Source organism: Pseudoalteromonas sp. SCSIO 43201 (genome assembly GCF_023716725.1).
Classification (GTDB): Bacteria; Pseudomonadota; Gammaproteobacteria; order Enterobacterales; family Alteromonadaceae; genus Pseudoalteromonas; species Pseudoalteromonas peptidolytica.
On sequence record NZ_CP072683.1, the window covers coordinates 2,889,777 to 2,904,987 of the forward strand.

General features: G+C 44.0%; 15 protein-coding genes. 14 read left to right on the forward strand and 1 reads right to left on the reverse strand.

Features of this window, described 5'->3' with window-relative positions; translation table 11 throughout:
• Nucleotides 1–24: 24 nt before the first annotated feature.
• The 14 genes from leuS (at nt 25) to J8Z24_RS12570 (ending at nt 14,312) form a co-directional block, all read left to right on the forward strand.
• The gene (gene leuS, locus J8Z24_RS12505; protein ID WP_252094785.1) at nt 25–2,613 is read left to right on the forward strand and encodes a leucine--tRNA ligase; all 2,589 of its coding nucleotides are present in this window, start codon (nt 25–27) and stop codon (nt 2,611–2,613) included.
• The gene (locus J8Z24_RS12510; RefSeq protein WP_176031929.1) at nt 2,597–3,109 is read left to right on the forward strand and encodes an LPS-assembly lipoprotein LptE; all 513 of its coding nucleotides are present in this window, start codon (nt 2,597–2,599) and stop codon (nt 3,107–3,109) included. Before leuS ends, J8Z24_RS12510 begins: the two co-directional genes overlap by 17 nt.
• Nucleotides 3,109–4,152, forward strand: a complete 1,044-nt coding sequence (gene holA, locus J8Z24_RS12515) for a DNA polymerase III subunit delta (RefSeq protein ID WP_176031930.1) — start codon at nt 3,109–3,111, stop codon at nt 4,150–4,152. Before J8Z24_RS12510 ends, holA begins: the two co-directional genes overlap by 1 nt.
• Nucleotides 4,149–4,784 (forward strand): nicotinate-nucleotide adenylyltransferase, encoded by a 636-nt coding sequence (gene nadD, locus J8Z24_RS12520; protein WP_128729764.1) that lies wholly within the window; start codon nt 4,149–4,151, stop codon nt 4,782–4,784. The genes holA and nadD overlap by 4 nt, the downstream gene beginning before the upstream one ends.
• Nucleotides 4,785–4,836: 52 nt before the next feature.
• Entirely contained in the window at nt 4,837–5,154 is a 318-nt protein-coding gene (rsfS, locus tag J8Z24_RS12525; RefSeq protein ID WP_125250879.1) for a ribosome silencing factor, read from the forward strand.
• Nucleotide 5,155: 1 nt separating this feature from the next.
• Nucleotides 5,156–5,626, forward strand: a complete 471-nt coding sequence (rlmH, locus tag J8Z24_RS12530; protein WP_125250880.1) for a 23S rRNA (pseudouridine(1915)-N(3))-methyltransferase RlmH — start codon at nt 5,156–5,158, stop codon at nt 5,624–5,626.
• Between the two features lie 2 nt (nt 5,627–5,628).
• Nucleotides 5,629–7,497, forward strand: coding sequence for a penicillin-binding protein 2 (gene mrdA / locus J8Z24_RS12535; RefSeq protein ID WP_176031932.1), 1,869 nt, complete (start codon nt 5,629–5,631; stop codon nt 7,495–7,497).
• Complete coding sequence (gene rodA, locus J8Z24_RS12540) at nt 7,494–8,600, forward strand: rod shape-determining protein RodA (protein ID WP_176031933.1); 1,107 nt, start codon at nt 7,494–7,496, stop codon at nt 8,598–8,600. The genes mrdA and rodA overlap by 4 nt, the downstream gene beginning before the upstream one ends.
• Entirely contained in the window at nt 8,600–9,373 is a 774-nt protein-coding gene (locus tag J8Z24_RS12545) for a septal ring lytic transglycosylase RlpA family protein (protein WP_147389345.1), read from the forward strand. The genes rodA and J8Z24_RS12545 overlap by 1 nt, the downstream gene beginning before the upstream one ends.
• A 41-nt stretch (nt 9,374–9,414) precedes the next feature.
• Nucleotides 9,415–10,578: a serine hydrolase gene (locus J8Z24_RS12550; RefSeq protein ID WP_125250884.1), complete on the forward strand. Its 1,164-nt coding sequence runs from the start codon at nt 9,415–9,417 to the stop codon at nt 10,576–10,578.
• A 441-nt stretch (nt 10,579–11,019) separates the two neighbouring features.
• Nucleotides 11,020–11,298 (forward strand): DUF493 family protein YbeD, encoded by a 279-nt coding sequence (ybeD, locus tag J8Z24_RS12555; RefSeq protein ID WP_099641858.1) that lies wholly within the window; start codon nt 11,020–11,022, stop codon nt 11,296–11,298.
• 19 nt (nt 11,299–11,317) lie between these two features.
• Nucleotides 11,318–11,971, forward strand: coding sequence for a lipoyl(octanoyl) transferase LipB (lipB, locus tag J8Z24_RS12560; RefSeq protein WP_176031935.1), 654 nt, complete (start codon nt 11,318–11,320; stop codon nt 11,969–11,971).
• Entirely contained in the window at nt 11,968–12,933 is a 966-nt protein-coding gene (gene lipA, locus J8Z24_RS12565; protein WP_125250887.1) for a lipoyl synthase, read from the forward strand. Before lipB ends, lipA begins: the two co-directional genes overlap by 4 nt.
• Nucleotides 12,934–13,109: 176 nt before the next feature.
• Nucleotides 13,110–14,312 carry an aromatic amino acid transport family protein gene (locus J8Z24_RS12570; protein ID WP_252094786.1) on the forward strand — a complete coding sequence of 401 codons (1,203 nt, stop codon included), beginning with the start codon at nt 13,110–13,112 and terminating at the stop codon, nt 14,310–14,312.
• Nucleotides 14,313–14,569: 257 nt separating this feature from the next.
• Here J8Z24_RS12570 and J8Z24_RS12575 read toward each other — a convergent pair whose 3' ends face one another.
• A complete protein-coding gene (locus tag J8Z24_RS12575; protein ID WP_176031937.1) occupies nt 14,570–15,061 on the reverse strand; it encodes a hypothetical protein in 492 nt (163 codons plus the stop codon).
• Between the last annotated feature and the right edge of the window lie 150 nt (nt 15,062–15,211).

Genomic DNA, 15,211 nt, shown 5'->3' on the forward strand with positions numbered 1-15,211 from the left:
TTTGCCAGATGTTTGGAAACCTAGATGCAAGAGCAATATAACCCGCAAGATATCGAAGCCAAAGTACAGTCGTACTGGGAAGAAAACAACACCTTCAAAGTTGTCGAAGACGAAAGTAAAGAGAAGTACTACTGCCTCTCAATGTTCCCATACCCAAGTGGCCGCCTCCACATGGGTCACGTACGTAACTACACCATTGGTGATGTGGTTTCTCGTTTCCAACGCCTTCAAGGCAAAAACGTAATGCAGCCTATGGGTTGGGATGCGTTTGGCTTACCAGCTGAAAATGCGGCAATCAAAAATAACACTGCACCAGCTAAATGGACATATGAGAATATCGATTACATGCGTAACCAGCTAAAACAGCTTGGCTTTGGTTATGATTGGGATCGTGAAATTGCCACTTGTCACCCAGAATATTATAAATGGGAGCAGTGGTTCTTCACTAAGCTTTATGAGAAAGGCTTGGTGTACAAGAAAATGTCGACAGTAAACTGGGATCCAGTAGACCAAACTGTACTGGCTAACGAGCAAGTTATTGATGGTCGTGGCTGGCGCTCTGGTGCCATTGTTGAGCAAAAAGAAATTCCACAATGGTTCATTAAAATTACTGACTATGCTCAAGAGTTACTTGACGACTTAGACAAGCTTGAGCATTGGCCTGAGCAGGTTAAGACGATGCAGCGCAACTGGATCGGTCGCTCAGAAGGCGTCGAAATCGACTTTAAACGCGCTGATAATAACGAAAGCTTCACGGTATACACCACTCGCCCTGATACATTTATGGGTGTGACTTACGTCGCTGTTGCAGCAGGCCACCCTATCGCTCAGGAAGCTGCGAAAAACAGTGATGCAATTTCTCGCTTTGTTGAAGAATGCAAAAACACCAAGATTGCTGAAGCAGATATGGCAACAATGGAGAAAAAAGGCATCGCGACAGGCTTTACCGCTATTCACCCACTCACAGGGCAAGAAGTACCTATTTGGGTTGCTAACTTTGTCTTGATGGATTATGGTTCAGGCGCAGTCATGGCGGTTCCAGGCCACGACCAACGTGACTATGAGTTTGCAACCGCTTACGGTCTTGAGATCAAGCAAGTAATTCAGCCACTAGCAGGCGCTGAAGCAGAAGCAAACCTAGCAGAAGCAGCGTTTACTGAAAAAGGCACGCTAATAAACTCCGGTGAGTTTGATGGCTTAGATTTCGGAGCTGCTTTTAATGCTATTGCAACTAAGTTAGAAGCACTAGGTGTTGGTAAACGTAAAGTCAACTTCCGCCTTCGTGATTGGGGTGTGAGTCGTCAGCGTTATTGGGGTTCTCCTATCCCGATGTTAAACAAAGAAGGTGGTTCTGAGCTTGCAGCACCGGCTGATATGCTACCTGTTCGTCTACCTGAAGACGTGGTGATGAACGGCGTAACATCTCCAATTAAAGCAGATCCTGAATGGGCAAAAGCCACTGTAAATGGCGAAGCGGTATTCCACGAAACTGACACCTTTGATACCTTTATGGAATCGTCTTGGTATTATGCACGTTACTGTAGTCCGCGCTACGATGAGGGCATGCTTGAGCCTGGCGCTGCAAACTACTGGTTACCAGTCAACCAATACATTGGTGGTATCGAGCACGCTATTTTACATCTACTGTACGCACGCTTCTTCCACAAACTACTGCGTGACTTCGGGTTAGTAAACTCAGATGAGCCATTTGAGCGCCTTCTGTGTCAAGGTATGGTACTTGCCGATACTTACTATCGTAAGGACGAAAAAGGTGGAGACGTATGGATTTCACCAACTGACGTATTAACTGAGACTGACGACAAAGGCCGCATCACTAAAGCGTGGCATAAAGAAGACGGCGAGCCAGTATTCTCAGCAGGCATGAGCAAAATGTCTAAGTCGAAGAACAATGGTATTGACCCGCAAACGGTTATCAAACAATACGGCGCTGACACGGTTCGCTTATTCATGATGTTTACGGCACCACCTGAGCAAACACTAGAATGGTCTGACTCAGGCGTTGAAGGTGCACATCGCTTCCTTCGTCGTATTTGGAAATACGCGGTTGACGTAAAGCAAGCAGGTACTGCCGAGCTTGATTTAAGCAAACTAAATGCAGCGCAAAAGACGCTACGTCGCGACATCCACAAAGCCATTGCAAAAGTGACCGACGATATTGAGCGTCGTCAAACGTTTAATACGGCAATTGCGGCGGTGATGGAGCTTTCAAATAAGCTTATCAAAGCGCCACTTAATGATGAGCAGGACATTGCACTAGCAAACGAAGCACTAGAAGCTATGGTGATCATGCTTGCGCCTATCACACCGCACATGTGTCACGAGCTGTGGACTGAGCTTGGCAAGGCTGGTGATATTCTTGATGCGGCATGGCCCATCGTCGACCAAAGCGCACTAGTTGAAGATGAGAAGCTTATCGTGGTGCAAGTAAACGGTAAACTTCGCTCTAAAATCACCGTAGCGGCAGACGCAACACAAGAGCAAGTTGAAGCCATTGCATTTAGTGAAGAAAACGTTACTAAGTTTACCGACGGTAAGACCATCCGCAAGGTGATCTACGTCCCAGGTAAACTACTTAATGTGGTTGCAAACTAATATGCGTAGCCTGTTTTGGCAATTCAGTAAGCTAGCAATTTTGCTAGCTTGCTTCTTCGTAGCCAGCTGTGGTTTTCACCTCAAGCAAGCTTCTTATCTGCCTGATGACTTGAAAGAGATCACGTTAAGCGCGGATGATAAACGTTCAGCCTTGTTTGAACAGCTTCACAATGACTTGGTGCGCGCGCAAGTCTCTTTAACACCCAAAGACTCAAAGCAAGCCGCCGAGTTATACTTATATGCCGATGCACTCGAACGTCAAACACTGAGTTTGTTTAAAAATGGCCAAGTTGCGCAATACGAATTAGCCTATCGCGTTTCATATCGTTTAAGTCGACCTGGACAAGCGCCTGTAGAGCAAATGTTTGAGTTGTATCGTAATTATCAAGATGACCCTGATAACGCACTGGCAAAAGCCAAAGAACTTGAGCTTATTTTGACTGAAATGCGCCGCATTGCGAGTCAACGGATCATCAGAGAGTTGTCACAGCTGTAATGCGTTGTTATGCCAATCAACTATCCGGTTCTTTAGCAAAAGGGCTCGCTCCTTTTTACTTAGTTTTTGGCGAAGAACCCTTCCAGCAAGGTGAGTGTGTACTTGCTATTCGAAACGCCGCGAAACAGCAAGGCTTTGATGAAGTTATTAAATTTTCATTGTTGCCCGGGTTCGACTGGCAAGAATTGAGTGCACAGTACAACAGTATGTCACTGTTTAGCGCTCGTACCTTGATTGAGTTCGATTTCAATGAGCAAAAAGTCCCAACTCAGGGGGTCGCAGTACTAAAATCACTTGCAGAACAGGTTAACCCTGACGTCATTGTGATTTTTAAAGGACTGAGTGCAGGACAAGATATCCAACGCACAGCTTGGTTCAAAGCAATAGAAGCAAAGGGTTTGTTTGTACCTTGCTATGCGCTGACTGGTCGACATTTAGAGCGCTGGTTTGACGATGAGTGTAAGCGTTTAAAACTCACCATATCCCCACAAGCAAAGCGTGCTCTGCTAGTTGCAACTGAAGGCAACCTGCTTGCGACCCATCAAGAACTTGAAAAGCTTTCACTACTATTTGGTAAAAGTTCTGTTGACGAACAACAAATATTAAGCGGCCTGTTGAATCAATCTAAATTCGATATTTTTGATTTAAATACGGGGCTGCTAAACGGTAACTCAAAACAAATCATCAAGGTACTAAATAAGCTTGCAAGCGACAATGTAGAGCCTGCTAGCATTTTGTGGACACTACAAAATCAGGCTCGCACTTTATTAGGGGTTAAATCGCTTTGGCAAGCAGGTACAGCACTGCCAGAAGCCTTTAAAAAGTACAATGTCTGGAAAAATCAACAAGCACTTACGCAACGTGCGTTAGATAGGCTAACGATTGAGCAAATTAAGCAACTATTGAGCTTGATGGCCGATTTCGATAGCGCTTATAAAGAAGCAAGGATCACAGCTCCGTACCAAGCGCTTGCTCACATAGCACTGGCTTTTGCGACACCACTTATCATACCCTTGCCAATCAGTCAGAGCGAACATCTATGATAGCACTCTTTGGTGGCACCTTTGATCCGCCTCATTTAGGCCACCTAAATATGGCTGCTCGTTGTATTGATGCGCTGGGCCTTAACCAATTAAAACTGCTCCCTTGTGCTATTCCCGTACACAAACAGCGTCCTAAAATCAGTGATGAACACCGCCTGTCTATGCTTGCTAAAGTTATTTCTGGTCATGAGAAAATGACTATCGATACACGTGAGCTGTTACGCCAAGGGCCTTCATATACGTTATTAACATTGCGTGAGCTTCGCGCAGAGCACCCAAAGGCGGCGATTACCTTTTTAATGGGGATGGATTCGTTCAACAACTTACATACTTGGTTTGAGTGGCGTGAAATTACTACACTGTGCCATCTGGTCGTTTATCAGCGTCCCGGTGAAACATGTGCGCCAAGTGCCGAGGTTGCAGCCTATTTAACCAAGGCAACTACAACGGACACAAGTAAGTTACACACAACTCTTGCTGGCCATTGCTACTTCCTCTCTGGAGAGCAAAAAGACATTGCTTCAAGCACGGTAAGAGCGGCAATTTCACAACAAAACGTCGCATATTTGGAACAATGGCTACCAAACTCGGTCATAGACTACATAAATAGCCATGGCTTGTATGCTGATTAAGCCTATAAAGCGTGTTAAAATCACAGATTATTTAAATAACAGAGATAGAAATTTGGATTCACAACAGTTAGTAGACTTCGCGCTGGATAAAGTAGACGATATGAAAGCCCGTGACATTGTTAAACTTGATGTTCGCGACACCTCCTCAATTACCGATTACCTCGTTATCTGCACAGGCACTTCAAAGCGTCACGTTCAATCAATTGCTGATCACGTTGCAAAAGAAGCCCGTCACGCAGGTGAGTCGCCACTAGGCCATGAAGGACAAAACGTTGGTGAGTGGGTGCTGGTTGATTTAGGCGATGTTGTAGTCCACGTGATGCAAGATGAAACTCGCGGTTTCTATGATTTAGAAAAGCTGTGGGGTTAACGTGAAAATCCAACTCATCGCAGTAGGTACCAAAATGCCAAAATGGGTTGAGACCGGCTTCACTGAGTATCAAAGGCGCTTTCCTAAAGATATGCCTTTAGAGCTTGTCGAAATAAGTGCAGGCAAACGCGGGAAAAATGCAGATATAAAGCGTATTTTGCAACAAGAAGGGGAAAGAACCCTAGCCGCAATCCCCAAAGGTAACCGCATTGTGACACTCGAAGTGACAGGTAAACCATGGGATACACACCAACTTGCGAGCAATATGGAAAAGTGGCAACTAGATGGCCGCGATGTCAGCCTCCTTATTGGTGGACCAGAAGGTCTTGCTCCTGAATGTATTGCTGCTGCTGAGCAAAAGTGGTCTTTATCAAACTTAACGCTCCCCCACCCTTTAGTACGAATAGTGGTTGCCGAGAGCCTGTATCGCGGCTGGAGTTTAAATAACAACCATCCTTATCACAGAGAATAATAATGATAAAAAAACGGCCGACGATTAGGGATCATTCTGCCGAGGCGAATCTCTTTGCAAGAAGAGCCTTTGTCGGCTTTGTTTTTGTTGTTGTTATCATCGGTATCTTGTTTCACAACGTGTATAAGCTACAAATTGTTGAACACGAAACTTACCGCACTCGCTCCAATGATAATCGTATCAAAGTGATCCCAGTGGCTCCTAATAGGGGCTTGATCTACGATCGAAATGGCGTGCTACTTGCTGAAAATCGCCCCGTGTACAACCTTGAAGTGATCCCTGAAGATGTTGACGATCTAGAGGTAGCACTTGCCACGGTGCGCCAGCTGATTGATATCTCTGATCAACAGATTGAAGACTTCAAAAAAGAGATCCGTCATAACCGCCGATTCAAAAGCCAAGTATTAAAAGGCAGGCTAAATGAAGAAGAAGTTGCTATCCTCTCCGTAAACCAGCATCGCCTGCCAGGGTTTAGTGTTGAGGCTCGACTCTCTCGTTATTACCCTTATGGCGACACACTAACCCATGCGTTAGGTTATGTTGCTAAACTCAACAAGCAAGAGTTACAACAATTAGAGCTTGATGGTAAAGCCACCAACTACCGTGCAACCCATGACATCGGTAAGCTCGGAATTGAAAAGTTTTACGAAGAGACGCTTCACGGTACCGTAGGCTCTCGTCGTGTTGAAGTAAATAATCGTGGTCGCATCATTCGCACCCTGAGTATGGAAGCACCGCAGCCAGGCAAAGATTTAGTACTTACCTTAGACATTGGCCTGCAACAAATTGTTCAGCACGTCCTAAAAGATACTCGTGGTGCAATTGTGGTAATGGATCCAAGAGATGGGGGCATTTTGGCGCTATACTCAAACCCTAGTTACGATCCTAATCTGTTTGTGCACGGGATCAGCTCAAAAGATTACCGCGCGTTGCTCAACCCTAATAGACCACTTATTAATCGTGCAACTCAAGGTCGATACGCCCCCGCTTCAACAGTTAAACCACACTTAGCTATACTCGCACTAGAAGAAGGCATTGTCACCGAGACGACCAAAATTTGGGATCCAGGCTTTTTTCAAATTCCTAATGTTAAACACAAGTGGCGAGACTGGCGCCCATGGGGACACGAACATGTAGATGTTTACAAAGCCATTGAACAATCATGTGATACCTATTTTTATGAAACAGCCTATAAGCTTGGAATAACCAAGATCAGCGACTTTATGACTCAATTTGGTTTTGGTGAGTTATCTGGGATCGACATTCACGAAGAAACCTCCGCAATTTTACCCTCTGTTGAATGGAAACGGGCACGTTTTAAGGAGGCTTGGTATCCAGGAGATACTATCTCTGTTGGCATTGGCCAAGGTTATTGGACAGCGACCCCAATGCAAATAGCAAACTCACTGAGCATTCTTGTGAACAAAGGCAAGCATAAACAGCCACATCTGGTGCAAATTTCTAAACAAGATAGCGAAGTCGAACAACTGTTTACCGAAGAAAAAGCGCCTGTAGAGCTGCAAAATCCCTACCATTGGGATATTGCGCTAAAAGCCATGCACAATACAGTAAAAATCGGTACTGCAAAAAGTGCCTTTGAAGGCGCGACGTACGACCATGCAGGCAAAACTGGTACAGCTCAGGTCATCAGTATCGCTCAAGGTGAAAAATATGATGCCAAGAAACTAAAAGAAAAACATCGAGATAACGGTATCTATGTTGGCTTTGCTCCTTTTGACGATCCGCAACTTGTGATTACTGTAGTTGTTGAAAACCAAGGTGGTGGTACCGCCATCGCAGCTCCGATGGCACGCCAAGTAATGGACTATTACTTTTCTGCCTATCCTCTCGAACAGGAGGTACAACCATGAGCCCCCTAAACAAACCGCGTTCGCTACTCGAAAAAGTCCATATAGACTTACCATTATTTGCTGCATTAATGACGATGATGATTGCCAGCCTCGCCATTGTCTATAGCGCAAGTGGACAAGATATGGGGATGATGATGCGTCACGCAACCCGAATGTTTGGTGCAGTTATTGCTATGGTATTCGTGGCTCAGTTTTCACCCAGTACGCTAAAACGCGTGGCTATTCCAATCTACTTGGTGGGCCTTGGGATGTTGATAGCCGTACTTTTTGTCGGCGTCAGCAGCAAAGGAGCGCAGCGCTGGTTAGATTTAGGTGTTACCCGCTTTCAGCCCTCAGAAATTATGAAATTAGCTGTACCTATGACCGTCGCTTGGTTTATTGGTCGCTCTCATCTGCCTCCTAGTATACTAAATCTCATCACTGGCTTTACCATAGTGTTAGTACCAACTATTTTAATTAAAGAGCAACCAGATCTCGGCACCTCTATCCTCATCGCCAGCTCAGGGATTTTTGTACTTTTTTTAGCTGGCCTTAGCTGGCGTCTAATCGGTTCGGGGATACTGTTGGCAGTACCAGGCGTATATGCGTTTTGGCACTACGGGATGCATGCCTATCAAAAGCAGCGAGTGCTGACATTTCTTAATCCAGAGAGCGATCCACTAGGATCGGGTTATCATATTATTCAATCTAAAATCGCCATTGGCTCCGGTGGAGTTGAAGGTAAAGGTTGGTTGCATGGTACTCAGTCGCAGTTAGAGTTTTTACCAGAGCGCCATACTGATTTTATTTTTTCTGTTCTCAGTGAGGAGTTTGGCTTACTTGGTGTAACCATGTTACTCAGTTTGTACTTGTTTATTATTGGCCGAGGTTTATATATTGCAGTACAAGCGCAAGACGCTTTTAGTAAGTTGCTAGCAGGCGCACTGACATTAACTTTCTTTGTCTACGTTTTTGTTAATATTGGCATGGTGTCTGGTTTACTCCCCGTCGTCGGCGTCCCACTTCCGCTTATTAGTTATGGTGGTACGTCTATGGTGACGCTGATGGCTGGATTTGGCATTATTATGGCAATCGCAACAGATAAGAGGATGCTGTTAAAATAATGACTGCACGTTTTCGCTTTATTTATAGAACCATCATGACCCTAGTCTTGGCTAGTTTATTAACGGCTTGTGGTAGCCGTTATCATATTCGCCATGACAAAGCGCCATTGCGAGAACCAACCGCACTCGAAATGCAAGACGCCATCGTCACTAATGAGAAAAAAAGTGTCAGTGCTAACCGCCCCTATACCGTACTTGGTAAACGCTATACCCCTATTTCTGACGAACGCGGTTACCAAAAAGAAGGGATAGCCTCATGGTATGGCAGAAAGTTCCACGGTTACCATACCTCAAATGGCGAAATATTTAACATGTTTGATATGACGGCTGCACACAAAACTTTGCCACTACCTAGTTTCGCTCGAGTCACCAATCTTGAGAATGGCCGCACAGCAATCGTTAGAATCAACGATCGAGGACCATTTCATGAAGATAGGCTAATTGACCTATCTTATGCAGCCGCCTATAAGCTAGGCTATCATCTCAAAGGTACAGCCCGTGTTAAGGTCGAAGCGATTACTCTGACGCGCGAGTCTCCAAGGCTAACCTATGTACAAGTCGCAGCAGGTAGCAACCTCGAGAACATACAGGTTCTCGCAAACCAGCTACAACAAGAATTAGGACTAGGTACTGCGATCACCTTTGAAGATGACTTGTACAAACTGAGAGTCGGTCCTATTACCGATGACAATCAAGCACAATCTTTGCTAAAAACCTTACAACAGGGTCAATTTAGTCGTGCTTTCTTGCTTTACAGTGAGCAGGAACTTTAGAATAACCGTAATGAATGCCGATAATCAAAAAAGCGAGCATAATGACTTCTATCAAACCAAAAATCGTTAAAAAAGTCCTTGGACTAGTGTGCACTTTCTCTATCATGAGTGCCAGTGCACAAATTATTCCTTCACCGCCTCAAGTTAGTGCAAAAGGCTATTTTCTAATGGACTTTACTACAGGTAAAGTGATAGCTGAAGGAAACGCTGATACAAAGCTTGCTCCAGCAAGCCTGACGAAAATGATGACTAGCTACGTCATTGGTACTGAAATTGAGGCTGGAAATATTTCCCCGACTGACATGGTTACCATTAGCGAAAAAGCCTGGGCTAAGAACTTTCCTGGCTCTTCGGTGATGTTTATTGAAGTCGGCAAACAGGTGAGCGTCGATGACCTTAACCACGGTATAATCATTCAATCGGGTAATGATGCCTGTGTTGCTATGGCTGAACATATTGCTGGCAGTGAGTCTGCATTTGCTGACTTGATGAATGCTCATGCCAAAAAGCTGGGAATGGATAATACTCACTTTGTTAATAGTCATGGCCTTGACACCGATGAGCATTTTACCACACCAAGAGATATGGCAACCCTTGGAGCTGCACTTATCAGCGATGTGCCGGATGAATACGCCCTATACAAGATAAAATCATTTACCTATAACGGTATCAAACAATATAACCGTAACTCTCTTCTTTGGGATGCAAGTCTTGAAGTCGACGGCATTAAAACAGGCCACACCTCGGAAGCGGGCTTTAGCCTTGTTACTTCTGCTGTAAAAGACGATATGCGCTTAGTTGCAGTGGTTATGGGTACCGAAAGTGAACGGGCGCGAAAAGTAGAGAGTAAAAAGCTACTTAACTATGGTTTCCGCTTCTTTGAAACGATTACTCCGTATCAAGCTGGTGATGCGTTTGCCGATCAGCGCGTATGGATGGGCAATAAAGAAACGGTTTCTCTGGGCATTATGGAAGATACGCCTATTACTATCCCTCGTGGACAAAGCAAAAACCTAAAAGCGAACTTTGAGCTAGACAAAACACTTGAAGCTCCGTTAGCTAAAGGAACAAAAGTGGGCACATTATTTTTGCAGCTTGATGGCGAAGACATTGCACAATATCCACTTGTTACGTTAGAAGAAATTCAAGAAGGTGGCTTCTTCAGTAAGATTTACGACTACCTACGTCTACAGATCTCACAATAATCCATATCAGAAATGCCAATCAGTTATTGCGCACTGGTTGGCATTTACCTCCTCAAGGCAATAACTGCCAAACTCTATAAATTTTATCCCCGTACTGAAGCCCTCCACTTTCTAGCTGCGGCTGTAGAAAGGCGGAGCGCTAGTTATATGCTTATTTTTAGCAGCTATTTACCGTACTTGAAGCATATCTCAATGATGGATATTTTTACTGCTGATTAAAGTAGTTTACAGATCTCACAATAACCCCATTTTATGTAAGTGAACGCCCAGGGATGAGGCGTTTTTTTTTGCGCTAAAAATGATAGAATGCGGCAATATCGTAGTGCCCGTAGGGTTTCGGTGTTTTTAGATAACCGAGGAATACCGATGAGTCTTAAATTTAAGCGAATTGGTATAACTCGGCAAAAGCACATGCAAGTAGTTTGTTGTGAGGATGCCGTCATGGTAAAACCAGTAAAAAACACTAAGTTTGATGAATACTTAGAATTTCCTTGCCCATTTACATTCAAAATTATGGGTCTAGCCAATGTCAATTTGACGGATCAAATCCTAGCTAAGTTGCAAGTAATTGCACCAGGTGATTATGCACCTAAAGTAAAGCCAAGTAGTAAAGGTAATTATGAAGCGGTTTCTATTGTTGCTACCGTCACTAGCAAAGAACACATAGAACAGATTTATACCGAGATCGGTGGCATAGAAGACGTCCGTTACATACTGTAACCAGTAAGGATCCCCAATAATGGAACCACGTAAGTTAATCGTGCGTCAATTAGGCCTTCGTGAGTACGAACCTATCTGGCATAAAATGCAATCTTTTACCGATGAGCGGGACGATAGCACAGCAGATGAGCTTTGGCTGGTGGAACATGAACCTGTGTTTACCCAAGGTCAAGCTGGTAAAGAGGAGCACCTGTTAGCACCTGGAGATATTCCCGTTGTTAAAGTCGATCGAGGCGGCCAAGTCACATACCACGGCCCTGGTCAACAAATGCTCTATGTTTTACTGAACTTACGACGCTTGAAAATTGGGGTGCGAGAGCTTGTTACTTGGTTAGAACAGAGCATTATCGACTCACTTAAAGAGTACGGGATAGCTGCTTACGCTAAAGCCGATGCGCCAGGCGTATATGTCAACGATAGCAAAATTGCATCATTAGGACTAAGAGTCCGCCGAGGCTGCTCATTTCATGGTCTAGCCCTTAACGTAAATATGGATTTAAGTCCATTTTTACGAATTAACCCATGTGGTTATGCTGGTATGAATATGGTGCAAAGTAGCGAAATCAATGGACCTCAAACCGTCGCTGATGCGGGGGCTGGTCTGGTAAAACACATGCTAGAGCGTATTAAAGCCGAGCATGTTGAATACACTGAAGGGTTTGAAAACGAATGAGTAAACCAGTCAAAATGGAGCCAGGGGTAAAGCTCCGCGATGCTGAAAAAATGGCATTGATCCCTGTAAAAGTCATGCCAACAGAACGCGAAGAGATGCTAAGAAAACCTGAATGGTTAAAGATCCGCTTGCCTAAATCAAGTGAGCGTATCGACGGGATTAAGCAGGCAATGCGTAAGCATGGGTTACATTCTGTATGTGAAGAAGCATCTTGCCCGAACTTGTCTGAATGCTTTAACCACGGTACAGCCACCTTTATGATTTTAGGTGCTATTTGTACTCGTCGCTGCCCTTTCTGTGATGTTGCCCATGGTCGTCCATTAAAGCCAGACGCACAAGAACCTGAAAAGCTCGCGCTGACTATCAAAGACATGAAATTAAGCTATGTCGTTATTACTTCAGTTGACAGAGATGATCTTCGTGACGGCGGCGCGCAACACTTTGCCGACTGTATACGTGAGATCCGTAAGCATAATCCAGGTATTACAATCGAAATTCTGGTGCCAGACTTTCGGGGTCGTATGGACAGAGCACTAGAAATTTTAAGTGAAACACCGCCTGATGTCTTCAACCACAACCTTGAAACTGCTCCAAGGCTATATAAATTAGCGCGTCCTGGCGCCGATTATAAGTGGTCATTAGAATTGCTACGCCGCTTCAAAGAAGCTCACCCTGAAGTGAGAACAAAATCTGGACTCATGGTTGGACTTGGCGAGGAAATCTCTGAGATAGAGGAAGTATTAAGAGACTTACGCGAGCATAATGTAGACATGTTGACGGTAGGCCAATATCTACAGCCATCAAAACACCACTTACCAGTAAAGCGTTATGTCCCGCCAGCAGAGTTTGACGGTTTAAAAGCTTATGCTGATGAGATTGGTTTTAGTCATGCCGCCTGTGGTCCATTTGTACGCTCAAGCTACCATGCAGATCAACAAGCAGCAGGAAAAGAGGTAAAATAAATTAGCCTCTGTCGCTGCAACTCAATGCTTGCAGCGACTATCTCCTCATCATTTTACAAGTCATACCCATACAGTCAGTCATTTCAGTTCTTATCACCATTAACAGCAAAACGGTTTCATTTCCATGCTATTCGTTATATCTTGCCTCACCAGATAATAATAATGAGAGGCTAAACGTGCTTAAGAATAAAACTTTGGGTAGCATGCTAATTGTCGCTGGCACCACCATTGGTGCGGGCATGCTAGCACTTCCTATTGCATCAGCAGGGCTAGGGTTTTCTACCGCTATCGTATTGTTAATGATAACTTGGTTACTCATGACATATACCGCATTACTCATGCTTGAGGTGCATCAATATGCAGACCAAGACGCGACATTAAACACACTGGCAAAAAGCCTACTTGGTAAAACAGGTCAATATGTCGCTAACTTCTCAATGGTGTTTTTATTCTACGCTTTGTGTGCAGCCTATATTGCAGGGGGAGGCGCACAACTTCAAACAAAGCTCGTTGGCGTACTTGGTGAGGAGATCACCCCGCAGTTAGGCTCTGTATTACTGGCTGTAATTATTGCCACAATAGTTACTTTAGGTACCAGCACCGTCGATAAACTCAATCAGCTACTGTTTTCAATTAAAGTCGTCGTATTGGCAGGCTTATTTTTTATTCTTACCCCTTATGTGCACGGGCAGCACCTAATTGACATGCCAATTGAACAAGGTCTAATTATCGCCGCAATCCCAGTAATTTTCACTTCATTTGGATTTCATGGCTCGATCCCATCTATCGTCAAGTATGTAGGTGTAGATATTCATCAATTGCGAAAAGTAATGATGTTTGGTGCATCTTTGCCACTTATTATCTATGTATTTTGGCAGTTATTAAGTCAGGGAGTCATGGGACAAGCAAACTTAATGGCAAGCGATGGACTACCGGGGTTTGTCGCCAGTATTTCATCGATAGCACACAACAACAACGTTCAGGTATTTGTCACTGTGTTTGCCGACCTTGCACTCGCAACGTCATTTTTAGGGGTCAGCTTGGGCTTATTTGACTTTTTTGCCGATGCGTTGAAACAAAAAGATACCAAGAAAGACCGCATTAAAACGGCATTCATTACGTTTTTACCACCGCTAGGATTTGCACTATTTTATCCTGAGGGGTTTATCATGGCACTTGGTTACGCAGCCATTGCACTTGTGGTGCTAGCCGTCTTCCTACCGGTTGCAATGGTCTGGAAACAAAGAAAGACGCGAGTGGGTAATGGTTATCAAGTAAAAGGGGGTAAGTTGGCGCTTGGATTAGCAACTGTTTTTGGTGTCATGATAATTACCTCTCAGCTGATGCAAATGGCAGGGGTCATACCAAGCTTAGGATAGTGTTAAATAATACTTGTGGGTTAGCGCTTAATATCAATTTTTTATTAAGTGACATATTTTGAAGCGAAAAAGTCTTGCCGATAACACAGCGACTCGCTCTGTTATCGTCAAGGCGGTTGAATACTTGTAGGTAAGGCTAAAATTCGCTTAGGTAGTTGTTCTACCCAAGGAAGTTTTTGATGTGGTTAACGCGAATTCATTACTTAGAATTGAGCAAGTAAGCATCAAGAAAGCTGATACAGTCCACATCAATAACACTAGAGTAATTCTTCCCGTAACTTTCTATGTCTCAATTGAAAATAGCCAACAACAGGAACAAACGCTAAACACAGAGTAGCGAAATTGATGATAGGAATAACGGTGACATATAAATAAGAAGAGTAACTAAGTTCCATCAAATGCCTGTCAACTAAGCGGAACATTTGCAAAATAGGGGCTGGTATTATGATGAGCTGTGCAACCACACTTTGCCACATATAGACTTTATCTTTAATCGCCCAAACAGCAATGATAGCCATAAACAGAATATCATTGAAAGCCCAAAATATATAACGATACACTCTATCACTGTCCACTGCTCTGACGATATCACTTGTGAAGTGACCGATGATATAAAAAGCAGCAATCAAAATTGCATATCTAGCGGCTTTAATATCCCGCAAAAATACGCAAGAAAATACAGCAACCAATGAAAGTGGTATACTGTATTGAATATAAAAGAGTCGTACTGACTCCCAAGCGTCTAACATATCTTCTATGTCAACGAGTTATGAAGGCTTCTTCTCAGCTTCCTCATCACCACCCTCGCCGTTACCACCGGGAAGTCTAAAGTTTTGAGGTTTTTTTACTAAAATCATTCTATTTCTCCTTTAAGTAGAACCAGCAGGAACAATAGCGAA

What these genes read in the sequence shown, in the direction of transcription:
- leuS (WP_252094785.1), top strand. Translation starts at nt 25, where the DNA reads ATGCAAGAGCAATATAACCCGCAAGATATCGAAGCCAAAGTACAGTCG.
- J8Z24_RS12510 (WP_176031929.1), top strand. Translation starts at nt 2,597, where the DNA reads ATGTGGTTGCAAACTAATATGCGTAGCCTGTTTTGGCAATTCAGTAAG.
- holA (WP_176031930.1), top strand. Translation starts at nt 3,109, where the DNA reads ATGCGTTGTTATGCCAATCAACTATCCGGTTCTTTAGCAAAAGGGCTC.
- nadD (WP_128729764.1), top strand. Translation starts at nt 4,149, where the DNA reads ATGATAGCACTCTTTGGTGGCACCTTTGATCCGCCTCATTTAGGCCAC.
- mrdA (WP_176031932.1), top strand. Translation starts at nt 5,629, where the DNA reads ATGATAAAAAAACGGCCGACGATTAGGGATCATTCTGCCGAGGCGAAT.
- rodA (WP_176031933.1), top strand. Translation starts at nt 7,494, where the DNA reads ATGAGCCCCCTAAACAAACCGCGTTCGCTACTCGAAAAAGTCCATATA.
- J8Z24_RS12545 (WP_147389345.1), top strand. Translation starts at nt 8,600, where the DNA reads ATGACTGCACGTTTTCGCTTTATTTATAGAACCATCATGACCCTAGTC.
- J8Z24_RS12550 (WP_125250884.1), top strand. Translation starts at nt 9,415, where the DNA reads ATGACTTCTATCAAACCAAAAATCGTTAAAAAAGTCCTTGGACTAGTG.
- ybeD (WP_099641858.1), top strand. Translation starts at nt 11,020, where the DNA reads ATGGTAAAACCAGTAAAAAACACTAAGTTTGATGAATACTTAGAATTT.
- lipB (WP_176031935.1), top strand. Translation starts at nt 11,318, where the DNA reads ATGGAACCACGTAAGTTAATCGTGCGTCAATTAGGCCTTCGTGAGTAC.
- lipA (WP_125250887.1), top strand. Translation starts at nt 11,968, where the DNA reads ATGAGTAAACCAGTCAAAATGGAGCCAGGGGTAAAGCTCCGCGATGCT.
- J8Z24_RS12575 (WP_176031937.1), bottom strand. Translation starts at nt 15,061, where the DNA reads ATGTTAGACGCTTGGGAGTCAGTACGACTCTTTTATATTCAATACAGT.